Origin of the sequence: Paenibacillus rhizoplanae (genome assembly GCF_042684125.1) — a bacterium.
Lineage (GTDB): Bacteria > Bacillota > Bacilli > Paenibacillales > Paenibacillaceae > Paenibacillus_AQ > Paenibacillus_AQ rhizoplanae.
The window spans coordinates 100,916-127,401 of sequence record NZ_JBHUKY010000003.1 but is presented as its reverse complement, the minus strand read 5'-3'; the positions used below and the strand labels follow the sequence as shown (position 1 = coordinate 127,401).

Annotated in this window: 18 protein-coding genes; 2 read left to right on the top strand and 16 right to left on the bottom strand. The window is 54.4% G+C overall.

Annotation, left to right across the window (positions count from 1 at the left end; translation table 11 throughout):
• Nucleotides 1-11: 11 nt before the first annotated feature.
• Both ACFSX3_RS00785 and ACFSX3_RS00780 read right to left on the bottom strand, forming a co-directional pair.
• Complete coding sequence (locus tag ACFSX3_RS00785) at nucleotides 12-1,613, bottom strand: response regulator transcription factor (protein ID WP_209992423.1); 1,602 nt, start codon at nucleotides 1,611-1,613, stop codon at nucleotides 12-14.
• Nucleotides 1,614-1,691: 78 nt separating this feature from the next.
• On the bottom strand, nucleotides 1,692-3,506 hold the full coding sequence (locus tag ACFSX3_RS00780) for a family 43 glycosylhydrolase (RefSeq protein ID WP_209992424.1): 1,815 nt from the start codon (nucleotides 3,504-3,506) through the stop codon (nucleotides 1,692-1,694).
• Between the two features lie 171 nt (nucleotides 3,507-3,677).
• Here ACFSX3_RS00780 and ACFSX3_RS00775 point away from each other — a divergent pair, with 171 nt between their 5' ends.
• A complete protein-coding gene (locus ACFSX3_RS00775) occupies nucleotides 3,678-4,469 on the top strand; it encodes a helix-turn-helix transcriptional regulator (protein WP_209992425.1) in 792 nt (263 codons plus the stop codon).
• A 216-nt stretch (nucleotides 4,470-4,685) separates the two neighbouring features.
• On the opposite strand, the gene ACFSX3_RS00770 is transcribed toward ACFSX3_RS00775, so the two are convergent.
• Nucleotides 4,686-6,668, bottom strand: a complete 1,983-nt coding sequence (locus tag ACFSX3_RS00770; protein WP_209992426.1) for a glycoside hydrolase family 31 protein — start codon at nucleotides 6,666-6,668, stop codon at nucleotides 4,686-4,688.
• Nucleotides 6,669-6,793: 125 nt separating this feature from the next.
• Between ACFSX3_RS00770 and ACFSX3_RS00765 the strand changes: the two genes are divergently transcribed.
• On the top strand, nucleotides 6,794-7,684 hold the full coding sequence (locus tag ACFSX3_RS00765; RefSeq protein ID WP_209992427.1) for a helix-turn-helix transcriptional regulator: 891 nt from the start codon (nucleotides 6,794-6,796) through the stop codon (nucleotides 7,682-7,684).
• On the opposite strand, the gene ACFSX3_RS00760 is transcribed toward ACFSX3_RS00765, so the two are convergent.
• From ACFSX3_RS00760 to ACFSX3_RS00700, 13 genes are all read right to left on the bottom strand, one after another.
• Nucleotides 7,681-9,204, bottom strand: a complete 1,524-nt coding sequence (locus ACFSX3_RS00760; RefSeq protein ID WP_209992428.1) for a glycoside hydrolase family 43 protein — start codon at nucleotides 9,202-9,204, stop codon at nucleotides 7,681-7,683. The genes ACFSX3_RS00765 and ACFSX3_RS00760 overlap by 4 nt on opposite strands.
• A gap of 18 nt (nucleotides 9,205-9,222) precedes the next feature.
• On the bottom strand, nucleotides 9,223-10,662 hold the full coding sequence (locus ACFSX3_RS00755) for a glycoside hydrolase family 43 protein (RefSeq protein ID WP_209992429.1): 1,440 nt from the start codon (nucleotides 10,660-10,662) through the stop codon (nucleotides 9,223-9,225).
• Between the two features lie 45 nt (nucleotides 10,663-10,707).
• A complete protein-coding gene (locus ACFSX3_RS00750) occupies nucleotides 10,708-11,727 on the bottom strand; it encodes an endo-1,4-beta-xylanase (protein ID WP_209992430.1) in 1,020 nt (339 codons plus the stop codon).
• A 127-nt stretch (nucleotides 11,728-11,854) separates the two neighbouring features.
• The gene (locus tag ACFSX3_RS00745) at nucleotides 11,855-13,381 is read right to left on the bottom strand and encodes a response regulator (RefSeq protein ID WP_209992431.1); all 1,527 of its coding nucleotides are present in this window, start codon (nucleotides 13,379-13,381) and stop codon (nucleotides 11,855-11,857) included.
• Entirely contained in the window at nucleotides 13,369-15,183 is a 1,815-nt protein-coding gene (locus tag ACFSX3_RS00740) for a sensor histidine kinase (RefSeq protein WP_209992432.1), read from the bottom strand. The genes ACFSX3_RS00745 and ACFSX3_RS00740 overlap by 13 nt, the downstream gene beginning before the upstream one ends.
• 24 nt (nucleotides 15,184-15,207) lie before the next feature.
• Nucleotides 15,208-16,740, bottom strand: a complete 1,533-nt coding sequence (locus tag ACFSX3_RS00735) for a response regulator (protein ID WP_209992433.1) — start codon at nucleotides 16,738-16,740, stop codon at nucleotides 15,208-15,210.
• A gap of 131 nt (nucleotides 16,741-16,871) precedes the next feature.
• The gene (locus ACFSX3_RS00730) at nucleotides 16,872-17,783 is read right to left on the bottom strand and encodes a carbohydrate ABC transporter permease (RefSeq protein WP_209992434.1); all 912 of its coding nucleotides are present in this window, start codon (nucleotides 17,781-17,783) and stop codon (nucleotides 16,872-16,874) included.
• A 14-nt stretch (nucleotides 17,784-17,797) separates the two neighbouring features.
• Nucleotides 17,798-18,784, bottom strand: a complete 987-nt coding sequence (locus ACFSX3_RS00725) for an ABC transporter permease (RefSeq protein ID WP_209992435.1) — start codon at nucleotides 18,782-18,784, stop codon at nucleotides 17,798-17,800.
• Between the two features lie 111 nt (nucleotides 18,785-18,895).
• Nucleotides 18,896-20,575, bottom strand: a complete 1,680-nt coding sequence (locus ACFSX3_RS00720; protein ID WP_209992436.1) for an extracellular solute-binding protein — start codon at nucleotides 20,573-20,575, stop codon at nucleotides 18,896-18,898.
• Between the two features lie 530 nt (nucleotides 20,576-21,105).
• Nucleotides 21,106-23,352, bottom strand: coding sequence for a glycoside hydrolase family 95 protein (locus tag ACFSX3_RS00715; protein WP_209992437.1), 2,247 nt, complete (start codon nucleotides 23,350-23,352; stop codon nucleotides 21,106-21,108).
• 21 nt (nucleotides 23,353-23,373) lie between these two features.
• Nucleotides 23,374-24,393: a zinc-binding alcohol dehydrogenase family protein gene (locus ACFSX3_RS00710; RefSeq protein ID WP_209992438.1), complete on the bottom strand. Its 1,020-nt coding sequence runs from the start codon at nucleotides 24,391-24,393 to the stop codon at nucleotides 23,374-23,376.
• The gene (locus tag ACFSX3_RS00705; protein ID WP_209992439.1) at nucleotides 24,393-25,352 is read right to left on the bottom strand and encodes an aldo/keto reductase; all 960 of its coding nucleotides are present in this window, start codon (nucleotides 25,350-25,352) and stop codon (nucleotides 24,393-24,395) included. Before ACFSX3_RS00705 ends, ACFSX3_RS00710 begins: the two co-directional genes overlap by 1 nt.
• Nucleotides 25,353-25,581: 229 nt before the next feature.
• Nucleotides 25,582-26,418: an amidohydrolase family protein gene (locus tag ACFSX3_RS00700; protein WP_209992440.1), complete on the bottom strand. Its 837-nt coding sequence runs from the start codon at nucleotides 26,416-26,418 to the stop codon at nucleotides 25,582-25,584.
• Nucleotides 26,419-26,486 lie beyond the last annotated feature (68 nt).

Below are 26,486 nucleotides of genomic sequence, written 5' to 3'. Positions count from 1 at the left end.
CCCTCCTGGCATTAACGGTTGCCCGTCCGGTTTCTATATTCTGTAGGCGTTCTCTGCTCCAGCTTCTCGAACTGGGTAACGAAATAATCGGCGTTCTTGAATCCGACCTGCTCGGCGATTTCATAGATCCGCAGATCCGTCTGCCGCAGCAGCTTCTTGGCCTCAGTGACACGCAGCTGGAGCAGATAATCATTGAAGTACATGCCGTAATTCTTCTTGAACACCTGGCCTAGATAGGCTGAATTCATATAGAACTGGCCCGCGATCTGCTTCAGGTTCAGGTTCTCATGGAAGTTCCGGTCCACATAGCACTTGATCCGGTACAATCCGCTGCTGCCGTAGTTCTGGTACAGCTCTTGAATCCGCTTCGCCGCCTCCAGTGCAAAGGCTTCGAACAAGGCCCTCAGCTCCGCCAGGGTGATGTTATGATCCGGCCAGTTCATCATCGGGACAAGGCTCTCCAGCTGCTTCTCATCCCCTTCCATGCTCCGTATGGTATGCAGCACACTATGGACGCATTGAATGGCAACAGCCTTTATCGCCTCCCGGGAGACCAGCTTCTCCTGAAATTCTGTGAACAGCTTGCCGATCGCGTCCATCATCTCCGCCTGCTTATTCTCCTCAATCGCTTCAATCAGCGCCTGAAACACCTCACTGCTTGCATGAATATAGTTCAGGGACAGACCGGTAATATCAGAGGACAGCAGAATCGGCTGGGCAGGACGGACATATTTGTACTCCACAGTCTCCTTGGCCGAGGTATACGAATGCTTCAGCTCCTGAAGTGTGGTTACCGGCCTGCCCGCATACGCCTGAACCTGCAAGGGATAATGCTGGTAGAGCTTACTTAGACAGTCCGCCACGAAGCTGCGCAGCTCCCCTGAATGCTTCGCCAGATAATGCTCAGGCACAATGAAGCCGAAGAACCTCCGGTGCTCATAGATAATAGGCGCCTCTGCTGTGAGCTGCTGCACCGCCTGCCGGATCGCCTCCTTCAGCTCCGCCTTCCCGGGCATGGCCTGCCCGCTCCAAGGGAACACATTGTTCACCTCCAGCAGCACATAGGTGAACCGGCGGGCTCCCGCCTCTATCCATTGCTGCTCCCAGGCATCAAGCGCCCCCTCCGCCGCTTCTCCCCGGATCAAGGCCTCCACCCGCTTCTCTCCCTCATGAATGCTCAGCCGGTCCTGAAGCTGCTTGCGCGCAGTGAATTTATCGCGGAACTTATGAAGCGCTTTCACGATTTCATGCTCATTAATCGGCTTCAGCACATAGTCCAGCACGCCATACCGGACCGCCTGCTGGGCATACCGGAAATCGTTATATCCGCTGATAATGATAAATTCCGTTCCAAGCTGCTCCTCCGTCACCGCCTCAATCAGCCCGATGCCATCCAGGACCGGCATGCGGATATCGGTGATCACCAGCTGCGGCCGCTTGGCCCGGATCAGCTCCAGCGCATCCTCCCCGTTGTCCGCCTCATCCACTATCCGGAATCCGCTGCCCTCCCAGTCAATCATTCCGATCAGGCCCTTGCGGACAAACAGCTCATCATCGACAATAATGATCCCGTACACTTCGGCATCCACTCCTCCGGTAAGATCGTGAAACAAAGGGAATCCCCGGCCTAAGTAAACGGTCAAGGATTCCCCGATGATAAGGAATATTATAGAGTTAGGCGGGCCAGGCGTCTAGCCTACGATGACTTCCATGGAGACCTGCTTCAGGCCCGGATTCAGGTCCTTCTCCTCGGTAAGATCCAGAACTGGAGCACCATCAATGTCAAAATGCACGCGGCGCAGGCCGGAGCTTCGCGGTCCCTCGATTCCCGGTCTGGCATGGTAGGCGTTCCAGATCACCCCGTCCTCGTCCGTCACATAGGAGTTATGGCCCGGTCCGTATTCCCCCGGCACGCTTCTGGAGGTCAGCAGCGGATAATTGCCCTTGGTCCAGCTCTGGATATCCAACAGATCTGCCCCCTTGTCTGCGGTCAGCAGACCCACAACATAAGTAGCATCCACCGCTGCGCTGGCAAAAGTCACGTACAGCTTCTCATCAGTGTACAGAGCGAACGGACCTTCATCCACGAACGTATGGTTATTGGCCCAGCCGTAATCCGGCCGGGTCAGCAGCACCGGATCACTGGTCAGCTTCCAAGGCTCCTGCGGGTCAATCGTAGCGATATAGACCCAGGCTCCCAGATCCACCGGCAGGAATTGGCGCTCCGACCATGCGGCATAGAGCTGGCCGTTCCAGCGGATGACGGTCATATCCAGCGAGATCGTCTTGCCCGCCTCGCACAGATAACTGCCGTCCTTCTTCACTACCCGGCAGGGCTTGGACCAGTCCGCAGCATTCATGGGATTCCCGCCCGGATTCAGCTTCATCACATGTGATTCCTCATGGAAGAACTCGCCGGGTGTTGCGGCATGGAAAATATACAGCTCGTCTTCAATGATATGGAGTTCCGGCGCCCACAGCAGGCCGCCAATCTCTTCGTACGTGGAGGAATCGAGGATCAGGGCTTCCTCGGCTGTCACCAGCCCGGGAATCGTATCGGCTTCCCTAATATACAACGTATGTTCCTTATCCGCATCATTAGTCGCAATGAAATAATATTTCCCCCTCCACTCTGCAATGCAAGGGTCCGCACGGTTAAGTGCAACCGGGAATGGAAAGTGATCCTGATGGATCTTCCCGGAGATGCTATAGGTTCCGGCCTCGTCCCAGTTGATGGCATCCGTGTTCCAATGGACTTTTTTGGCAGCCTGCGTTCCATCACTATATAGGGCCGTTGCCCGAACCGCCTTCACATCCTCCACCGATGCCGCATTCACACGGTCCGGTACTACGACAGCAATGTTCTCCGGTACCGTAAGCTTACAAAAGAGTCTGCGGGCTATCCCGGCAGAGACAGAGATCCTATTACGCGGCTGGATTCCCTCGATATCAGTCTGCACCGCTTCCAGCGTGAACGGCTCCGCTTCGACCGGTTCCGAGACATTCGTAAGGCTCATGATGTCTGCAGCGAAATTCTCATAGCCCTGGCCCTGACCGTCTATCCAACCGATCAGGTAACCGTTCCGCTCCGGGTCGTAGGTGCAGGAGACATCGCTTACATGAGTGTCTGCCTTAAGCTCCAGCAGTCCAATCTCACTGTATTGCAGCAGATCGGCAGAGGAGAACAGCAGCACCTTCCCCTTGCTTTGTTCATCTACTTCCCCGTCAGCCTCGGTGCGCACAGCGATGACGCCGAAATTTCCGTCAGCCAAGTAGAAGAGATACGGCTTCTTCAGGCTTTTGGCCCGGAGCGTCCCATCCTCATTCTCCGTCGCCTTGGCGAACAGGACACCCGAGTTATGATTCAATGCCAGATACTGGCCTCCATCGGTCTTGTAAGCCAGGTGCATACTGTAAGCCAGCTTCGAAGCATATACGATATCCTCCTGCGGCAGTCTTGTATAGCAAAGGATATCTTTCCGATCCTCGTTTTGTTGTGGTATCATGGATTCATAACCTTCCTTCCTATTGATAATTACTAATAACAATAATCACGCACTGTTCAGTTAACCTTCGAATTCACTCTTATATCCACTACAAATTATAGAGTTTCACCGAAATTCTAACAATGATATTTACTGACCATTAATTGATCTATCCGAAGAAAGGAGAAGCCCATGCCCTCTATACACTACGTTGAATACGACGCTGCGCATCAGCACGATTTCGTGTACAGCATACCGGAAGGGCTGGATGCCTGGCTTCTTCTCCTGACACAGACTCCGGCGCTGTTCGAAGTGAATGGAGAACTGAAGGAGTATCCTGCTCACTCTGCTGTTCTGTACCCGCCTAAGCACAACATCTATTACCGCGCCTGCTCCCGGAATTATGTGAATGACTGGGTGCGCTTCGATGCGGATGAATCTTATATTACAGAGACCGTCTTACCGGTCGGTACTCCATTCTCCCTGCCCGACCCCGGGTATTGCCATCAGCTGTTCCAGCTGCTGACGCTGGAGAACTCGTTCCAGAACGATTACCGGGAGCTGTCCATTGACTACCTGTTCCGCCTCTTGTTCAACAAGCTGTCCGAAGCGTCCCAGGACAAGCTGACGCCGCAGTATTATAATCTGCTGGAGCTGCGCAAGACGTTGTACAGCAATCCCGGCCACCCCTGGACCGTATCCTCGATGGCCGGGTATCTGCACATCAGCACCGGCTACCTCCAGACCATCTACAAATCCGCCTTCGGCATCTCATGCATGGAGGATGTCATCCAATGCCGGATTCGGCTGGCCAAGGAGAAGCTGGGCTTCGGCCAGCACAAAATCGCCGAGATCGCCGCTCTCTGCGGCTATGCCAATGTTGAGCATTTCTGCCGCCAGTTCCGCCAGCTGACCGGCTTCTCCCCCCGCGCCTACCGGGAGCGGCTGGCTTCCAAGCAACCGCTGATTCGGGAGGAGACGTAGGGGCGCTTTAGAGTAGCTTATGCCTTAGGTAGGAGGCTGTGCGGAGTAGGTTGTTGGGATTTGGCCCACACGCACCCGCACCGCCCAATGTGTTCGGTTTTTCGCATACATTCAGTTCACATAGCAGAGCAGCGACCCTCCACTATCAGGAGAATCGCTGCTCTGTTTAACTTATACAGTTGTGAGCAAGCAGGAGTATAGCCATATTCAATGGCCTTACTCCTCAGTCCCGCCAAGCACCGGCAGCACGGCACCGTCCCGCACAAACAGCGGAATCTGCGTGAGCGGCGCATCGATCATGATAGCCTGTCCGCCAGCATAGGCTGTGCCGGTATAGACATGGGTCCACTCTGAGCCGGACGGCAGGTATACCTTGCGCGCCCGTTCACCCTCGGCCAGCACCGGGGCGACCAACAGGTCGGGACCGAACATATACTGGTCCTCGATATCCCAGGCCGCCGGGTCCTGAGGGAAATCATAGAACAATGGACGCATAGGCGGCGTGCCCTTCTCATGTGCAGCCTCCATCAGCCCGCGGATGTAGGGCTTAAGCCGCTCTCTCATCTGCATGAACTCCTTGAAGATGACATACGCCTCATCCCCGTAGCTCCATACTTCATTATCCGAGCCGCTTCCGCATACGCCCCCGCCCCGCGTTCCGGTGGGCTGAACAAAAGGTGAACGGTCCCCATGCAGCCTGAATACCGGAGAGAACGCGCCATACTGGAACCAGCGGATCATCAGCTCCCGGAAGGAGGCATCTGCCGGATTGCCGCCGTGGAAGCCGCCGATGTCGGTGGTCCACCATGGAATCCCGGCCACGGCCATATTCAGCCCGGCCCGCACCTGAATGCTGAGCACCTTGAAGCTGGAGTGAATGTCTCCAGACCATACAAGCGCCCCGTAGCGCTGGCTGCCCGCCCAGGCGGTACGGACCAGATTGATAATATTCTCCTGGCCTTCAGCGGCCATGCCGTCATAGAAGGTCTGGCTGTATTTCATCGGATAGATATTGCCGATCTGCTTACTGGAGCCTATATGATAACGGTAAATATCATGGTCATAGACCGTCAGTTCCGGCTCCGCCTCATCAAGCCAGAAGACCTTGATTCCTTTGTCATAATAATTCTGTTTGATCAGTCCCCACAGGAACTTACGGGCCTCCGGATTCGTCGCATCGAAGATCGCATTCTGTCCAAGGAACTGGAATTGTGTCCGCACCCCGCGGTCCGAGCGCAGCAGATACCCTTTTTCCAGCATCTCCTTATAATTCTCGCTCTCCGTCTGGACCGTCGGCCAGACCGAGACCATCAGCTCAATGCCCAACGCCTGCAGCTCCTGCACCATCGCCTCAGGATCGGGCCAATATTCCGGGTCAAACCGCCAGTCCCCCTGATTCGTCCAGTGGAAGAAATCAATGACGATGACGTCGATCGGCAGACCCCGCCGTTTATGCTCCCTCGCCACCTCCAGCAATTCCTCCTGCGTACGGTAGCGGAGCTTGCATTGCCAGAACCCCATGCCATAATCCGGCATCATCGGCACGGTTCCCGTAGCCTTGGCATAAGCCTCCTCGATCTCGGCAGGCGAGTCACCGGCGGTGATCCAATAATCCAGCTGCTTGGTTGACGGGGCTGTCCATTCGGTCACATTCAGACTGAAATGCGCTTGTCCGATCGCCGGATTATGCCACAGGAACCCGTAACCGGCGCTGGACAACACGAACGGAATACTGATCTGGCTGTTGCGGTGGGTCAGCTCCAGCGAGCAGCCCTTCAGATTCAGGAAGGAGTGCTGATACTGGCCCATGCCGTATAGCTTCTCTAACGGGTCCGCTTCCAGCCGGAGCTTCACGGAGAAGTCACTGCTGCCGGGGATGGCGCTTAGCTCTCTGCCCCCGTATTTTAACTGATAGGTATCCTCCGTCTCGTTAAGGAGCAGCTTGCCATGCTGGTTATAAAAGAAGATCTGCCCCTTGTCCGTCATTTCCGCCCGGATATTCCCGTTAACAATCGTCGCGCGTTCTGGGGTAATCGATATATGACTCAGCGTCTGCACAGCTGGCAGAAGCGCCCACTGTTCATCGGTAATCTCCGCATAGGAAGCCCGGACACGCAGCGAATGCTCTCCCCAAGGCTCTATCCAGACTCTCTCATGGTCATATTCTCTGATTAGCCTGCCATTCTCTTCACGAAACATAGCGCGATCCCTCCAACAGTTCTATAATAAGGTTGCAACCACATTATAAAGAGTGCAAAGCCGCTATACTATACATAAAAGTACGCATCTATCATACGATATTACGATTGTGTGGAGGGATTAAGATGAGTGGAGCGTTCGAGGACAAGCCTTATCCATGGAAAAAAGAGCACACGGAAATTCCCGAGGGCCTGTTTCCCATCAATGTATTTCATATCTGCTTTCCGGACCGCAGTATTATTCCGCCTCACTGGCATGACCATCTCGAATGGATTCTTATTACCAAGGGCCGCTTCCGCGTCCAGGTCGGCCCCCACTCCAGAGAGCTGGTACAGGGTGAGCTTGCCTTCGTCAGCCGTCCGCAGATTCATGCGGCCTACCCGACAGAGGATGGCAGTGAGCTATATGCGGTTGTCTACAACGAAGCGCTGCTGAACGGCATACGCGACCTGACTGAGCTTCATCATATCCGGCCGCTGCTCTCCGGTGAGATCAGACTGCCCGCTTTCTATGGGACGGATCAGCCGGTTACCCGCCAGATCAGAGGATGCATTGAACAGATTATCTACAGCTACCAGAGCAAGAGCCCCGGGTACGAATTATGTATCAAAGGAGGCCTGTTCTCTTCCCTGGGTCTAGCTTATCCCTTGGCAGAGTTCACAGCACCGCCTTCCAAAAAATACCGGCAGGAGACGGGCATCCAGCCCCTGCTGATTCACCTTAGCAACCATTTCCATAAACCGCTGACTGTGGAGGAGGCCGCACGGATCTGCTGTGTGACCCCCAACTACTTTTGTCATCTGTTCAAAAAGAACACAGGCAAGACCTTAATCGAATATGTGAATATGCTGCGCGTGCATGAGGCCAGCCGCCTGCTCCAGCTTCGCCGGTATTCGATTCAGGAGGTTGCCTTCAGAGTCGGATTCACGGGCCTGACGTATTTCGGCAGAATATTCAAACAGCACACATCGATGACACCCAGCGAATATGCTTCCCATTTCCAGACCCGGGCTTAATCCTCTCTGTGATAACGGCAATATTCGAAATCGGCATAGCCGCCGGGCTGGCGGGTCGCATAATTGAACAAGCCAATCCGGTAGCCCATGAAATGATTCAGTGAATATTTCATATGCAGCGTCTGCCCGATGGGGTGCCAGACCTCCCCGCCTCCTGAATAGAAGAACCGGGCCTCGTCCACGCCATCCTTGAAGTTGAACTCAATTCTGAAGCAGATGTGCCCACCTGTGAACGGGATACTCTCCACCACTTCAACGCCATCGTCACTGCGGGCACACATATTCACGGTGAACTGTCCCTGCTCTCCCGCTACAGCCTCAACCGTGCCGTACTCGTACTGGAGAGCAACCATGCCGGCCCGGTCCCCTTCGTTCATGCCGCCCAGATACAGCAGCGTCTCGGCGCTACAGGCCGGCCCCTCCGTCCGCTGGGTCAGCGTATTACGGGCCAGCAGAACATCGTCTGTGATCCGGCCTGTACGCAGCCGCAGACAGCCCGTCCGCTCGGTAACCGACCATAGCCCGTTATCGGGATTATGGTTCCACTGCCACTGGAGCGCCAGCCGGTTCTCCGTATACTCGAACTCATCGCTGATCACAAGCGGCTTCGATTCCCCGGCGGGAAGCCTCGTCTCGAAGGTCAGCGGGGCCTTGCCGCCTTCCCCGATCACCGGCCACCCGTCCTCCCAGCTCACGGGGAACACGCAGGGAATGCGTCCGACCGCCCCGTGATCCTGGAATAACACGGCATACCAGTCGCCGTCCGGCGTGTCCACAAGCCCACCTTGCGCTACACCGTTATTCTGGTAGCCCAGATGATCATCCAGAATAACCCTGCGCTCATAAGGGCCCGTCAGCTCCCGGGACCGGTAGCATAGCTGGCGTCTGCGCATGTTCCCGTCCCCCGGCCATTCAATGAAGAACAGGTAGTAATAGCCGTCCCGCTTATGGGCATGACAGCCTTCCATCCGCAGCATAATGCCCTGCCGCTCACCTTCCAGCAGCAGCTGATCCGTCACGCCGGGCTTCACCGCCGTCAGGTCCGCCGTCAGGTCCGCTGTCAGCTCCCGGATGCGGATATCTCCGTTCCCGTAGATCACATAATTGCGCCCGTCCTCATCCAGCAGCAGCGCCGGATCATGATACAGCCCCGGAATGACTGAACGCTCCCAAGGCCCGTGCTCAATATCCCGGGTCTGGTAGATATAGAACTGATCCATATCATTAGAGGAAAAACATACATAATAGGTTCCATTCTTGTAACGCAGCGAAGCTGCCCAAGAGCCCCGGCCGTAGATACCCTTGCCATCCTCCAGCCGGTGGGCCTTGTTATCCTCGAAGGTATCATAGACGTAACCCGCAAGCTCCCAATCCTTCAGATTCACCGATTTCATAATCGGGCAGCCCGGCATGGAGTGCATGCTGGTGCTGACCATATAGAAAACAGGGCCGACCCGGATCACATCCACATCCGGGACATCTGCCCATATTACTGGATTCGAAATTCTGGCTGTATTCAATGTTCTGCCCCCTTGAAGTTAGTGCTCTTGCGCAGTGAACTGCCAAGCGGCCAGCTTGAACAGGCTCTTATCGCTCTCTCCTATGAATACCAGATAGAGGTTGTGTACTCCCTCTGCTCCCTGGACCGCAGTCTTCAGCTCCAGCCATTCCTGCGAGCCGTCCGCCGCCGGAACCGTCAGTCTGCCGATAACCGGACCCGCCGGCTCATCCAGATGAAGTTCCAGCACGCCGCCCGCTTCCAGGCTCAGGACCGAGACTTGGAACGACTCAGCTCCGCTGCCGAAGTCTACCCCGGAAAGTCCGATCCAGCCGCCGTGCGCAATATCCGTTACGATCTGCTCTGCACCTGCCGCCCCGGCTTCCGTCTTCAACCCGGCACTCCAGCCCATCGTTGCCGCCGGAATACGATCATACGGGTTCAATGCGGCAAGCTGCTGCACACCTTCGTAATCCGCATGGATCTCGGGAATGGACCCGTCCTCATGATGAGTCAGGCGGTTAAGATGTGTGGAGCGGTAACCGTTCGCAATCCCTTGGGCCTTGGACAAGGTCTGGGCGTGATAAGCAATATACCAGCTATCATGGAACTGGAAGACCGCATGATGGTTATTCCCGGACACGCCGAAGAAATGTCCCGGATTCTTCAGGATCGTGCGGTGATACGTCCACGGCCCCATCGGGTGATCACTGGTCATATAAGCGATCTCTCCCGCAGGAGGACTGCCTTCCGGCCGTTCCCCGTCATAGAAGTTCGAGCAGTAGGTATAATAGTAGACTCCGTTCCACTTGTGAATTCCGGCATCCTCGAACATGAACGGGGCCGGAATCACTTTCGCTGTACCTACCACACTGGTCATATCCTCACCCAGCGGCATCACGCGCGCTGTGCCCGGCTCGGCGAACTGTCCTTCCGGGACACCGCCTCCGAAGTAGATATAGCCCTTGCCGTCATCATCGACCAGCACCGCCGGATCGAACAGCCAGGTCACATCCTCTACCCCCGGTGTGGAGCGCAGAATCAGTGCCTCCCCGATCGGGTCCACCCATGGCCCTACCGGACTGTCACTCGACAGAACGCCGATGCCGCTGGCATTATTGGCGAAGTAGAGGAAGAACTTGTCCTGACCGTCAATCACGGTATGAAGTGCTGCCGGTGCCCAGGACTGGGTTGCCCACTTCGCTGCACCCTCCGGTCCAGCTACGGCTATTGGACCATGATCGGTCCAGTTCACCAGGTCAGCAGACGAGATTACGGTAATCGTGTTAATGCTACTGTAAGAATTCTCCTTCACCACACCGTTCTCATCATACTCCAGTGCATCATTGGTCATGTACAGATAGACTCTGTCCGCGAATACCAGGGCATAAGGATCGGCTCCGTATCTGTGTGCCACCAGCGGATTGCCATTTGGCTGTACCTTGCCGGCAGCCTGCTTCAATTGAGTTGTCGTTGTCATTTGATTCCCTCCAGATATGATATGGTGTCCAGCTTAGGACGAATATTAAGATTGCGAAGCCGCCAGCTCGGCCAGCCGGGCGAATGAAGCCTTCGGCTGCTTCTGCTCATCGAACAGGAACGGCCAGTTCTTACGTCCCCGGACGGGGAAGCCGTCCAGCCAGGTATAATCATCGGCTACGCCCCAGAAGGTCACCGAATCAATGGAGTCTCTGAATTCCAGCAAAAGGGCGAAGATCTCGGCATATCGCTCTTCCTGGAGCTTCAGCATTTCAGCTGTTGGCGCTTTCAAATCCGTGCGTTTATCGTCATGACGGAACACGGAGAGATCCAGCTCCGTAATGTGGATCTTAAGCCCCAGCGACGCGTAGAGCTTAAGAGCACTACGGATTTCCTCAATAGTAGGGCCATAGATATTCCAATGTCCCTGCATTCCAATCCCGTGAATCGGCGTATTCTGATCGAGCAGGCTGCGGACCAGCTTGTGGATTTTGACGCTTTTGACAGGATCGGTCTCATTATAGTCGTTGTAGAACAGAAGCGCGTCAGGGTCCGCCTGATGTGCCATTTCAAAGGCCTGGCGGAGATAATCCTCGCCGATGATCTCAAGCCACTGCGTATCCCGCAGGTACTGGTCTGTTTTATCCTCAATCGCTTCATTCACTACATCCCAGGCATACGCCCGTCCCCGGTAACGGCCCACTACTGTGTTAATGTGGGTCTGCAGGCGGGCAAGCAATTGCTCTCTGCTGCAGGTTCCGCCTTCCGTATCCCGGAACATCCAGTCTCCGGTCTGGTTATGCCACAGAAGCGTATGCCCCCGCACGCCAATCCCGTGTGCCTCAGCATATTCGAAGATACTGTCCGCAGCCTCGAAGGTGAATTCGCCTTCCTGCGGCTGCACCAGAGCCGGCTTCATCTCATTCTCGGCGGTGATGCTGTTGTAATGCCTCGCGATAAAGGGACCTTGGGCTGCTATAATGCCAGTACTGACGGCAGCCCCTATTTTAAAGGCCTCCCGGAACATTTCATGTAATGCAGGAATTTCGCTGCTGGTTTGCTTCATTTTTTGCTAACCTCCTGTATTTGACAACATTTTTTGGGACAACTCTCTCTATCATAACGCATTTGTATGCATTTACCATCACCAAAGTAAATAGATGGACCCCAAATAAATAATTGCACCCTATTTGTTATCCGCCCTGCGCTTGAGCTTGAGCCTGCGCCCGGAAGGCAACGGGCTTCAGCGCCGTCCGTTTCTCGAACTCTCTTAAGAAATGATGATAGTGCACATAGCCGACACTCTCCACAATGCTTCTGACCGTGTCATGAGTGTCGATCAGCCGCTTCTTGGCTGCTTCGATCCGCAAATTATGAATGTACTCCAGAATGCTGATGCCGTGTTTTTTGATGAAGGCCTGGCCCAGATACACCGGATTGATATAGAAATGCTCTGCAATCTCTTTTACCGTCAGATGCTCCGAATAATGATCCCTCAGAAAGCATTCTACGCGGATCAGCGGATGCTCGGAGTTACGCTCCTTGTGCTGGCGGATATAATTCATACTGGTTCCCAGCGCTGTCTCCAGGGTGACCTGCAGAGCTTCCAGGGATTTGGGCTCGGTTCTGAAAAAATCAAGCGTGCCGATCCACTGATCGTCCGTACCCCCGAATTCCTTCAGCAGCTCCATGCTCCGCAGCATGATATCCATGCCCGTCATCTGTACGATACCCGGATCTGTCCGGTTCTCCTTGAACACGCTAAACAATTCGCCCAGCTTCTCCACCACCTTCTGCTCATGCAGCCGCTCCACTGCGCTGAAGAGCTCCTCAATCAGCTCTGCGGAAGGAAGCGTATAGTTCACCTGGCCTTCGGCTTCGCTGGCCGAATTCACCGGACCACTTCCATCCGAATAAAAGTAGTGGCGGGCTGCAGCGCCTGCCGCTTCCCGATAGGAGACCGGCAGCTCGCGGAGGGAACGCACACTTGGCCCGATGCTGACCGAACCCTTCACACCGCTGCGGGTCAGCCCGGCGTATAGCTGATCCGCCAGCCCGGCTGCCGTCTCCGGGCTCTCAACGACCAGCCCGGCCTGATCCCCGGGCAGATCAATAAACAGGGCGCCGGCCGGTCCGGCCAGCTCCCGGCAGAGGTCCGTAACATTGCTGCTCTGGCCCTCCACATGCACATACGTCCAGCCTGTGGCTGCCTCATCCAGGCGGTCCATCTGCTCGGCCGCCTCCTCTTCCGGCTCCGCCCAGTGGCCCTCAAGCATGCGCGCAATCGCAAGCGGCAGCAGCTGGCTGGCCAGCATACTCTGCTGCATAGTCTGCTTAAGGCGCAGCTCCAGCTCATCCGTAATGTCTGTAAGCACCTTATCCCATTCCGCATCGACGACCGGCTTCAGCAGGTAGTGCCTTACCCCGTAACGAATAGCTGTTCTGGCATACTCAAATTCGCCGTAGCCGCTGAGCACGATGAAGATCGGCTGCTCCATATCAAGGCTGCGAACGCGCCGGATCAGCTCAAGCCCGTCAATCTCAGGCATGCGGATATCCGTAATCACAAGATCGGGCGAGCTGCGGATAATGGCATCCAGTGCCTCCTCCCCGTTCTCACAGGAGCCGCATACCTCGAAGCCCAGCTCCTCCCAGTCGGTCAGCGTCCGCAGCCCCTCTAAGGCAATCGTCTCATCATCTGCGAGCACTACTTTATACATGAGCTCCCTCCCCCATCGGAACCAGACTCAAACTCCCCCGGAATCTGGATAGTAATGACCGTACGTTCGTATTCGGTGCTCTCAATGCTGAACCCCGCTCTGCCGTTATAGTACAGCATGAGGCGTTTATACACATTGCGGAGCCCGACATTCTGTCCCGTATCCTCCTCTGTCTCCAGATGGGACTTGATCCATTCCAGCTTCTCCTTCTCGATTCCTTTGCCATTGTCAGTCACTACAATCTGCAGACCTGTATCATTCCGAGAAGCGGACACGTGGATTTCTCTTGCCCATTTGACCGACTGCAGGCCATGCTTGCAGGAATTCTCCACCAGAGCCTGTATACTCATCTTGGGAATCCGGCAGTTCAGCACCTCAGGCGCAATATCCAGCACATAAGAGAACCGGTTCTGGAAGCGGAACTTCTCAATCTGCAGGTACATCTCGATGAAGGATACCTCCTCCTCCACCGTAATCAGATCATCCTTCCAGCTCAGCAGCCTGCGCATAATCAGGGCCAGATTGCGGATGACATCGGTGACTTGTTCATATTTATACTTCTTACAGATGACCAGGATCGCATTCAGCGTATTGAAAAGGAAATGAGGGTCTACCTGACTCTCCAGATATTTCAGCTCTGCCCGGACCCGTTCCAGCTCCAGATCCTTTTTCTGAATCTCCAGCTTGTAGACATCATTGATCAGATTACGGATTTTATCGGTCATCAGATTGAAGCTGCGGATCAGACCGCCGATCTCATCCTTCCCTTCATACATATCAATGCTCTCGAATTGCTCATATTTGACCAGCTTCATATGCTTATAGAGCAGCCGTACCCGCAGATTGTAGGAGCGTATAATCACGATCATGAGCAGAGTGGGCAGGATGATCGTCAGCAGGACCAGAATCAGCGAGTTCCTGAGCGCCCGGTCCATCTCATGATTGATCTTACGCCCTTCAGGAGTTCCGACCAGCCGCCAGCCCTTGGTATAGGCCGCACTGCTAAGCGCCCGGACAATCTGCTTGGAGGGCTGGTCAAGGCTGGTGTCCACATTCAGCAAGGCACTCGCATCCAGCGAGGAGAAGGAACGGTCCGAAGCCAGCACGAGCCGGTTCTTTTCATCCAGCAGCTTGAAATCCAGATAGTCACGCTCCTTCTGGAACAGCTCCTGCATGTTGTTCAGCCGCAGATCAATCCTCAGATATTTGGTGTAGGGCTGGCCCGTGAAGTTATCCAGCTTGCGGATCAGGCTGACCAGCACCTCCTGCTGCGGCGGATTCAGCGGGTTGGTCCCCTGATAAGAAGTGAGCAGCACCTTACCTGTGCTGCTTGAGATTTTGCGGTACCATTCACTCTGCTTATCCGCGTACGACAGATTGAAGTAGCTGTTGCCGTTCTGGATCGTCGGATTAGAGGTGTATATGCCCATCCAGGAAATATAGGAGTGGAGAGTGCTGTACTGCCGCAGCTTATCCTTCAGAGAATCATTATAGGCATCATAATAAGCCTCATTATCCGGATAGGCGTAATCCATCATCTCCATGTAGGGCCGGTCCGCAGCTACCGTATTGCTGATGGCCACGCATTCGTTCACGATCTGCATCAGGTCATAGACTACCCGGTCTACCGAAATCTCCAGGTTCTCCCTCTCCCGTGCCTCCACATTACGGCTGATCTGTACATAAAAGAGGGCATTGATGCTAAGTATGGGGACGAGCACACACAGTAAGTAGATAAACAAAAACTTGTATTTAAGCGGAATATCATTGATGAAAGCAGATGGCTTCCGGTTATCCTTCATGCAGGCCCCCTCCTCCCTCTTGATTTAACTCTTCTTGTATGCCGAAGGCGTAACTCCGTTAAGCGCCTTGAACTTGGCGGCGAACACATCGGCGTCTGAATAGCCCACTCTGCTTGCGATATCCGTAATTCCCATATCGGTCCGGCGCAGCAGCTTCTTCGCTTCTTCAATCCGGTATTCATGCAGATAATCGTTAAAGGAGCTGCCGTAATACTTCTTGAACCGCTGTCCCAGGTAGGCGGAGTTCACATGCAGATGCCCCGCAATATCCTGCAGCTTCAGCTTCTCCTGATAATGCCCGCGGACATACTCTATCGCTGCGGACACGATCTGATCCTCTGCCCTGCCGCCCGCAGCAGCAGCGAACCACTCTGCAGCCTCACATAGCTCTTCCTCTATCTGACGTTCAAGCAGCGGCAGACAGCTGGCCGTGTGCCGGGACGGGAACCATTTCTGCACCCACTGCGTATAGTCTCCCCCTCTGGCGGTAATTTCACGTAGCAGCTCAGCTTTGACATTGGCCAAAAAAGCGTCGATCCATGAGCTTGAAGCCACCTCCGCCGAGAAAATCCTGAACACCTCGCCAAGCTGCGCAGTGAGATGTTCAACCTTCCCTTCGGTGACGGATTGCAGCAGCGATCGTCTCAGCTCTGCCGGAAGCATAGCCATCTGCGTCTTATCCTGCTTCTCGAAGAAACCGGCCACCTCGCCCCCCGGGGCATCCGGCCTGCACAGCTCAGCAGCCAGCGCCTCATGGTATGCCGTATTCAGCGCCTCCGGGCCCTGATGCTGAAGACTTGCCGTGAAAAAGACAGGCGTGGGATACAGCGGCCGCAGCTCCTCCATCCAATTGGTGAGCAGTGCCCGGTCAAGCTCCGGCCCTTCCTGCGGGGACACCAGCAAGTATCCGTGCTTCCCGCTGCCTGCGGTGAACGGATAGACCGCAAGGCTGCGCAGCGGCTCCTTGCCGCTCATGGCGGCGACTTGCTCGCGCATATGCAAGCTGTCCGGCGCGGGTCCATGGACCAATATACAGCATAGCCGCGAGGCGGGGGCGATCCCCAGCGTCTTCAGCCCCTGCTCGCGCTCTTCCTCCGTATTCTCCCGCATCAGGAGCCGGGATACCGTATCCTCCTGCATCAGCGCCGAGAGCGCTTCACGCCGTGAGGACGCCTTGCGTTCCTTAAGAATCTGTTCCGTGACCGTCTGCAGCGCCTCCGTCAGCTCGTTTTCATCCAGAGGCTTGGTTAGATAATTGGATACTCCGTATTTAAGCGCCCGCTTGGCATACTCAAAGTCAGCATAGCCGCTAAAAATAATAAACTTCGGACGGCAATCGCTCTCAGACGTTCTTCGGATCAGCTCAAGGCCGTCGATGACCGGCATACGTACATCGGTGATAACCAGATCAGGGCGGGTGCTGTGAATCAGCGCCAGCGCGTCCTCCCCATCCAGAGCCTCACCGCACACTTCAAAGTTCAATTTCTCCCAGTCTACCAGGAACCGAAGCCCTTCCAGCATCAGCGGCTCATCGTCGGCAAACAGTACCTTAAGCATTGGATCACCATCTTTAATGAAGTATTTTGAGTTCTGCAACGCTCACCAGTATGGAACAGGACAAACCGCTTCGGCTGCACCCGAAACGGTTATAGTATACATATTTTTCTTACTATAATACGTAGTGACAATTACTCTTTTACGCTACCCAGGTTCAATCCTACCACGAAATACTTCTGCAAGAAAGGGTAGACGAACAGAATCGGGACCGCTGTAACGATCGTAATCGCTGAACGCATGGAGGCTGGCGTAACCAGTGACTGTACCTGATTGTTCTGGCCTCCCGCAAGCATCGAAGGATCATTGTTCGCACTCATAATGGAGCCGAGCATCTTCATCATTTCGTATTGCAGCGTGCTAAGCTTGATATCCGAGGAGGCATACAGGAATGTGTCAAACCAGGAATTCCATGAGCCCACGGCGATAAACAGTGCGACAGTTGCCAGTACAGGCGTACAGAGCGGGAAGATGATTTTCCAGAAAATTCTGAACTCTCCCGCCCCGTCAATCTTCGCCGATTCGGTAAGGCTGAACGGAAGTCCGCGGATATACGTCCGCATAATAATCAGGTTGAACGCGCTGACCAGACTCGGCAGGATATAGACCATGAAGTTATGCAGCAGGCCCATATTCTTGATCAGGAAGTAGTTCGGAATCAGCCCGGCATTGAAATACATAGTCAGGATGAACAGCAGGCCGATCTTTTTGCGGAAAATATATTGCGGCTGCGCCAGTGCATACGCCAACATCGTAGTCAGGAATACACCGAGCATCGTTGAGATAATCGTACGGGATACCGAGATAAATGCGGCATGATAGATTGTTCCTGATATAAAGACCGCCCGGTAATTCTCCAGCGTCCATACACGGGGCCAGAGGTAGATTCCCCCGGTAAGCGTGTCACTGCCGTCATTGAAGGATACCGCCAGCGTCTGGAGGAACGGATAGAGCGTGACAGTAACCACAAAGAGCATAAATATCGTGTTGATCGTATGAAATACAACCGGCTCAATCCGGCCTGAACCTTTTGTCACAGCTTTCATATAGGCTGCCTCCTCTATAGTAATCGCTCTTCGCCAAGGCGTTTTGCGACATTGTTTGCGATGAGTACGAGAATGACACTGACAATCGTTTTGAAGATCCCTGCCGCCGTAGCCAGCGAGTAGTTACCCATGGCCAGACCATACTTCACTACAAAGATATCAATGGTTTGCGAATAGTCCACAGTAAGTCCGTTGCCCAGCAAATATTGAAGCTCGAAGCCGGCATCCAGAATATGTCCAATGTTCATAATCAGCAAAATAACGAAGGTAGCCTTGATTCCCGGAAGCGTGATATAACGCATCTTTTGAAAACGTTTCGCGCCGTCAATGGAAGCTGCCTCGTACAGGGAAGGATCGATGGAGGTAATGGCCGCCAGATAGATGATCGTGCCCCAGCCCACCTCTTTCCACACGTTCGACGCCCCGATAATGCCCCAGAAGTATTTCCCTTCACTGAGCCACATAATCGGATCTTTAATCAGGTGAAGCTTCATTAGAACGACATTGACAATCCCGCCATCGATGGAGAGTGAAGTGGACACAATCCCCGCAGCGATAACCATGGACAGAAAGTGCGGCAGATAGGAAATGGACTGAACCGCACGCTTGAAGAACTTGAGCTTAATCTCATTCAACAGCAGAGCCAGACCAATAGCGGTAACCGTACCCAGTACAAGGTTAATAAAACTCATGGCAATGGTGTTGCGCAGTACCAGCATAAAGGTATCATCGGAAAATAAGAATTTGAACTGCTGCAGGCCTACCCATTCCTGCTGGCCGAAGGACACCGCCGGGCGGTAATTCTGAAAAGCCATGAGCCAGCCCCAAATGGGAACATAGTTGAAGATAATCAGATATAGTGCGATGGGCACAGACATAAAAATAAGCTGTTTCTGTGTTTTCAGTGTTTTCCAGCTGAGTTCCACACCGATTTCCGGATCGATTTTGCTTTTTCGGGTCTTCTGTTTTTTGACCTGTTTGTCCAGTACGGCATCAGACATGTTGTATTCCCTCCTGTAAAAATCATTCTCTCCACGTTGTCCTATTCACGCAGTCCTATTTAGGAAGAGCGGGAAATCGCATTTCCCGCTCCTATTTCTGTATTGAATGGTTTATTTAACGCTCCATTTTTCGATGCGCTGCTGGATGCCTTCATTCATCCGGTCTTCATAGGCCTTGATGTCCAGCTTGTGGATTCTGTCCACATAATCCTGCCATACGCCCTCGAACTCTGCAGGACTGGCCATAATGGCTTTCGGCAAATATTTAATCATGAGGTCATTCAGCTTGGACTGTGCGAGCTGGGCTGGTGAACCATCTTTAAGCACGACGGAATACGCAGGGAAATAAATGTTGTTCTCTTTCGGTTCCTTGAAGAATTCGGACCAGGATTTCTTGTTGTACGCCTTCAGAATCTTCTGGTCGTAAGGCTTCAGGCTGTCGAAGAATTCCTGCGGCTGTGTGCCGGCATCTGCTGCGTTACCGTCGCTGTACGTACCTTGAATCTTAGGCATGTAACCGAACATCCCTGAGATTTTGTTAGCAACCTGCCAGCTGGTCTGCTCTGCATTGTTCCGTTGCTCAGGCGTACGGTAGAAGGAGCCATCTGCATTCACTTCATAATCTTCGCCTTTCACGCCCCATTGAAGCGTCTTCTGCCAATCCTCGGTAATCATCTTATCCCAGAATTTGAGAATGCGGACAGGGTCCTTGGCATTGATCGAAATTCCGAATCCACGGTTGGTGCCGACCGCTCCGCGGTCACGATACCATTCTTCTGCACCCGGATAGAGCAAAGGGAAGCCGATATACGTATTTTCCAGCTTGCCTTGGGAGATCAGGGATTTCTCGCCGTCCTGGAAGTTCCAGTGCTGGTCGAACATCCCGATGACCTTACCGCTTGCTACCTTGGCCAGATACTGGTCATAGTTCTGTACGAAGGCTTCTTTGTCCATCAAGCCTTGAGCGTTGATGTCATTAAGCTTCTTGTAGTACGTCTTGGACATATCCTTGTCGGCAAAAATCTGTGCTACATTGTTATCTACAACAACGGCCCCATCATTCGGATGCCCCGACAGATGCTCTGGGGGATTCTGCAGCGGGAACACGCGCCAGTCGAAGTTGAGTGATTCGAACCCGATCATGTCCGGGTGTTTTTCTTTATATTTGGCAATGATGTCGAAATACTCATCCAGGGTCTTAGGAGTAGGGTAGCCCATTTCCTCAAGCACACCTTTTTGCAGCCAGAAGCCTGGTCCCTGATAAGTAGGCTCGGTGATTTTACCTTGATAGACGCCATAGCTTGGCAGTACATAGATGTGGCCGTCACTCTCATCCTTGATCTGGTTCCAGACCGCACCGTAATGCTTCTTCAGGTTGGGAGCGTATTTCTCAATCAGATCCTCAAGCGGAATGTATGCCTTGGCGTTGATTAATTTGTCGTCGCCCGACAGGATGTCCGGGTAGTCGCCTCCGGCAATCATGACACCGAGCTTCTGCTGCAGGTCGCCGACCAGAAATTCCTGGTTGAAGGTGATTCCGGTCTCGTCTTTGATCAGCTTCAGAAGCTTATTGTCAGGTGTTGGCTGTTGTCCGGGACCATTCATGAATACCGAGAACGTTACGGGTGCAGTGTCGTCTCCGGCTGCTGCCGGACTGGCGTTACCTCCAGTGGCTGAATTTTTGCCTCCGGTGTTAGTGTTGTTGCCTGATCCACAGCCTGTAAGTGCCAGTGTGAGTGCTAGTACACCGGCCGCAGCGGCCTTAGCTGAACGTTTTGCCGTTTTGTGCATGTTATTATGCCTCCCCTTTTTGGCTAATCGCTTATGTTTCTATTTTCTCTTGGTGACAACTTTAATTATACGTTTTCAGAATGCGCTTACAATTCATAGAATATAGGTCTTCCCCCCTGAAAATTCATAAAAAGAAAACGTTTGCTTACAGTACGGCAGCGGAATTGCCGTTCTTTCTTAGCTGGCTGTGCGTGGCGTTGAGCGTGTTTACGGCCTCCTCGGGTTGGCAGGTTTTGGCGAATCAGGGCATTAGTGCACTTCATTTGCTCGGGGTGGCCCGCTTTCGGTGATTTCAGGGGCACTTGTGCTCTTCATTTGCGCTGGTGGCCCCCTTTCGGCGATTTCAGGGGCACTTGTGCTCTTCATTTGCCCTACCCGCCGCCCCCTAGTCCGATTGTGTTCGGTTTTTCGATTACATCCGGCCCGCTCGACGTTCTAGCCAACCACGCACGCAAAAAGGACTGGCGCAAATACGCCAATCCCACATTACTATACTATCCTATTCGTCAACTAGCCAGCCTAATATTAATCTACCCGGTGAATGTATACGAGCTTCCCGCTTCTCCTGTGAACGATACGGAATCAAGTCCTGGACCTTCGAGCCGGCAAGGGCCGGATACGGTACATGTTACCACTGCTTCCGTAACGAGTCCACCGCTCCAGGCGAAATCGAGGGTATAGCCGCCTCTTGCCCGCAGTCCCTTGACACTGCCCTCGCTCCAGTCCGCTGGCAAAGCAGGCAGCAGTCTGATCCTATCTGTATGACTCTGCAGCAGCATCTCCGCAATGCCCGCTGTTCCTCCGAAGTTCCCGTCAATCTGGAACGGCGGATGATTGTCGAACAGGTTAGGCAGGGTCGAATGCTCCAGCAACGCCCGGACATTGGTATAGGCCTTGCCCTCATCTTGCAGTCTGGCCCAGAAGTTAATGATCCATGCCCGGCTCCAGCCGGTATGTCCACCGCCGCTGGCAAGTCTGCGTTCCAGCGTCGTACGGGCCGCTGCCGCCAGCTCCGGCGTATGCTCCACCGTGAAGGCATCCCCCGGATACAGCGCGAACAGATGCGAAATATGCCGATGCCCTGGCTCTACCTCTTCGTAATCCTCCATCCATTCCTGAATCTGGCCGTATTTACCGATCTGCGGCCCTGGCAAACGATCCAGCGCTGAGCGGAGCTCTTCGCGGAATGCCTCGTCCCGGCCAATAATCTCCGCGCTCTGGATGCAGGCCTTGAACAGCGCCTCAATAATCTGGAAGTCCATAGAGGCTCCGGCACACAGCACACCCGATTCCCCGCCAGGTAGCTGGTAGGTGTTCTCCGGCGAGACGGACGGGCAGGTAATCAGCCGGCCCGACTCATCCTCTATCAGATAATCCAGCAGGAACTGTGCAGATTCCTTCATCGTATCGTAGGCATTCGCCAGATAATGGCGGTCCTGGCCGAACCGGTAACGCTCCCACATATGCAGACACAGCCAAGCTGCTCCCAGCGGCCAGAACGATGCTGGCAGATACGTATCCTGAGGAGCAGTATCTGCCCAGATGTCAGTATTGTGATGTGCCGTGAAGCCGCCACAGCCGTACATCACCTTCGCAGTCACCCGTCCCGGCTCACGCATCCGTTCGATCAGATCGAACAGCGGCTCATGGCATTCCGCCAGATTACAAAGTTCAGCCGGCCAGTAATTCATTTGCGCGTTAATGTTAATCGTGAATTTGCTGTCCCAGGCCGGGGTGAAGCTGTCGTTCCAGATGCCTTGCAGATTTGCAGGCAAGGAGCCCGGACGGCTAGAGGCAATCAGCAGATAACGGCCATATTGGAAATAAGTCGAGATCAGTCCGTGGTCTTCTCCTCCCTGCCGGAACCGATTTAGCCGTTCACTGGTCGGCAGTCCGCTCAGCTCCGGGTCCTCCGGCAGCGTCAGCGTGGTCCGGCCGTATAGGCTGCGGTAATCCGCGACATGACGGGCAAGCAGCTTGTCATAAGGAACGCTACTCAGCTCTTCAAGCTGCCGCTTGGCATACAGCGCCGGATCGGGATGGCGGAACGTGGTTCCTGCAGCAAGCAGCAGCGTTATCGAGCTTGCCCCCTCCACCAGCACATATTCGCCGATGTTGCGGCAGATTCCATCTTCTGTGACGGCCTTTAATACAGCAGCGAAGGAGCTGCCCCCGCGCCCGCCGCATTCTCCGCCCATCACCAGTCCGCTGTCATTCCATTTCTCGGTCTTCTCCAGCATTCTCCAGTTCTGGCGGTTGAACCTGGCCTTCAGGGAGATTGCGTTCTTCCGGTCAGAGGTGACCCGCACCACGATGGCTTGATCCGGGAAGCTGGCGAACAGCTCACGGGTATACCGGACTCCGCCAGTGGAATAACTCACCCGGGTTATACCGGATTCGAGATCAAGCTCCCGCTGATAGTCAACAGCAGGCTGCTCATGTCCGCCGAACGACAGTAGCAGGTCGCCCAGCGGCAGATAATGGCGCTGCGCTTCCGGCAGCCCCACCATCGTCATGGCCGCAAGCTCCTCCGCCTCCTGCAGCTTGCCTTCCAGAATCAGCTGGCGGAGCTTGGGCAAGTGAGGCAGCGCATCTTCATTGTTGCGGTCACGCGGACCTCCGTACCATACGGAATCCTCATTGAGCTGCAGCTTCTCCTCAGCCACCCTGCCAAAGATCATCGCCCCGAGCCGGCCGTTACCGATCGGCAGCGCCTCATTCCAATTCTGTGCCGGTTCACTGTACCATAACCGCTGGCTCTGTTCCGTGCTTGTCATCGTTGCTTCGCTCCTTCGCAGTTAATTCAGCTCAACCAATGCCTTGATCACCTTGGATTCAGGATTCAGCCAGCTCTCGAACTGGCCGATCATCTCCCCGAATGAGCAGCGGTGGGAAATATAGCGGTCCACATCAATATAACCGTCCCTAATCGCGCTAATCACCCGTTCGAAGTCCTCGCGGGTCGCATTTCTGCTGCCCTGCACTGTCATCTCGCGGGCATGGAAATCCGGGTCACTAAAGGTAATATTCCCTTTGACCAAGCCGACATAAGTCAACGTACCGCCATGCCCCACCAGTCCGAAAGCCCCTTCCATAGAAGAGATGTTGCCGGTGGAATCAATGACATGCGGCAGGAAGTTGCCGTCCGTCAGCCCCGACAATTGTTCCTTCGGCTCTTTCAAAGCGCTTACCGTATGCTCTGCCTGCGCCCAGCCCTTGCAGAAGGCCAGGCGTTCATCGTTGACATCCATCGCAATGACCTTCGCCCCGGCGTACCGTGCCATGGCCATCACGCCAAGTCCGATCGGGCCTGCTCCAATCACAAGTACCTGATCCCCGGCGCTGATTCTTGAGCGCCGCACCGCATGGGCACCAATCGCCAGCGGCTCCAGCATGGCCGCCTGATCCAGCGTCAGCCCATCTGTCTTCAGCAGATTGCCTACAGGCAGACTCACCCGTTCCCGCATTCCGCCATCCAGGTGAACCCCGAACACTCTCATTTTCTGGCAGCAATTCGTTTTACCGTTCAGACAGGCCCGGCACTCTCCGCAATGCAGGTAGGGGATGACACTGACCTGATCCCCTGCGCGAAGCCCTTGTGAATTGTCGCCAATGCGCTCAATAATCCCGGACAGCTCATGCCCCAGCACACGCGGATAAGTGAAATAAGGCTGGTTGCCCCGGTATGCGTGCAGGTCTGTCCCGCAGATGCCGATCCGGCGGATACTTACAACCGCTTCCCCGTCCTGCAGCTCAGGCTCCGGCAGATCCTCACGGAATACGAACTTTCCGATCTCCTCACAAATAATTCCCTTCATTATAAGCGCTCCCCGTTCCGGCTCTGTGCTTCGTTCCATTCCGGCTGTCCGCTCGGCCAAGTCGCCCCGTCGATCGGCTTCAGAATGTCCAGTACCTCTGCCAGTAATTGTTCATTGATCGGCTCTTCGGTCCATTTAATATTGTTGCGGATATTCTCCGGCGTTGCCGTACTCACCAGTGTCGTAGGAATCTGCTCATTCGCGGTGGAGAACTGAACCGCCAGCTTGGCGATTTCTTCTCCCTTGTCCCGGCAAAATTCGGCGGCGCGCTGACACGCGGCCTGAATCTCGGCGCTCGCCGGATGCCAGTCCGGCACCTTGCGGTTGCTGAGCAGCCCCATGGAGATCGGCGAAGCATTGATCAGTCCCGTTCCCCGGCTCTCCAGCAGAGGAAGCAGCCGCAGCAGCGTAGTATCATTCAGCGAATAGTGGCAGTAGGACAGGATAACATCCAGTGTGGTCTTCGACAACACGCTCTCGAAGATATTCAGCGGCAGGCCGGTCACGCCGTAATAGCGGATTTTGCCGGATTGCTTCAGCTCCTCCAGCGCCGGAATTCCCTCCTCCATCACCTGCGTAATCGAGCCGAATTCAATATCATGCAGCAGCAAAATATCCAAGTAATCTGTGCCCAGTCTGCCCATACTCTCTTCCGCACTGCGGATGATCCGCTCTCTGGAGAAATCGAATTCCCCCTCGCCGTAACGTCCGGCCTTCGTGCTCAGGATATACTTGTCGCGCGGTACAGTTTGCAGCGCTTCGCCCAGCACTGTCTCCGCTTTCATGAGGCCGTAGTAAGGGGAGACGTCGATGAGATTAATCCCCATATCCAGCGCCGTATGCACCGTGCGGATACCCTCTTCCTTAGGCACATCCCGGAACACACTTCCGAGCGAGGACGCCCCGTAGCTTAATACGGAGACATCCAGTCCCGTATTCCCCAGCTTTCTGTATTTCATATCGCTCAACCTCCTATAATTAGTGAAGCTATAGACTGTACTTGCTTTTTTTCTGTTGTGGGATTGCCGTGGCTCCAGAGAATGTTTGGCCCTCCGGCCGCTGTTGTCCCCAGATTTCTTGATTTAACCGCTGACAGCGGTAGAACTCCGGTGACAAAGGCGGACGCTATCGCTCCTACAGTTCCAAAATTCTCCTCCGCCACTTTTCCCTTTCAGTATGGTTTCAAGTTCAATCTAACAGCTTATAAAATCTAGCAGCATTCGCTCCAAATACCGGCTCCATCTCTTCCGCAGACAATCGGCCTTGCAGTGCTGTTCGCAGAATCCCCACAACCTCCTCATAGGTTGCCGCCATCAGGCACACGGGCCAGTCGCTGCCGAACATCACCCGCTCGGGTCCGAACAGCTCCAGCATGGCATCTACGTAAGCGGTGAAATTCTCCTGCGTCCAGCCCTGAGGATCTGCTTCGGTGACCATCCCGGACAGCTTGCAGTAAATTCCCGGTTGCTTGGCAACCTCCGCCATCAAGCTTCTCCACGGCTCTAATTGGCCCGAAGCAATCTTCGGCTTTGCCAGATGATCAATAACTCCCCGTAGTCCCGGAACCTGTTCCAGCATCTCAATGAGCTGGGGAAGCTGATCGGCCAGCACCAGCAGGTCCACCGGCACATCCCGCTCCGCAAGATATGAGAGCGCTTCTATATATGGCCGGGTCAAAAGCACACCGGGGTCAGCCATCTCCTGAATCATCACCCGCAGCCCGGTGAACTTCGGATGTCTGCTGAGACGCTCGAATTCTGCCTGGAAGGAAGGGCTTGCAAGATCCAGCCAGCCGATCACACCCGCGACAGACTCCGCCTGCTCGCTCAGTCCCAGAATGTATTCTGTCTCCTCCACGGTCGGCGCAGCCTGTACCACAATCGTGCGGCTGATCCCATGCTTCATTAGCTCCGGCTCCAGATCAGCGGGCAGATAATCCCGGAACAGCACCGGAATCTCCGGTGTAATCCATCCATAATCATCCCTGTCTATCTTCCAATAATGCTGGTGAGCATCAATATACATGATAACGCCTCCATTCCACCTTATTGTAAACATCCGATAAAGGAATAAAAATAGCTAAAACAAACAAA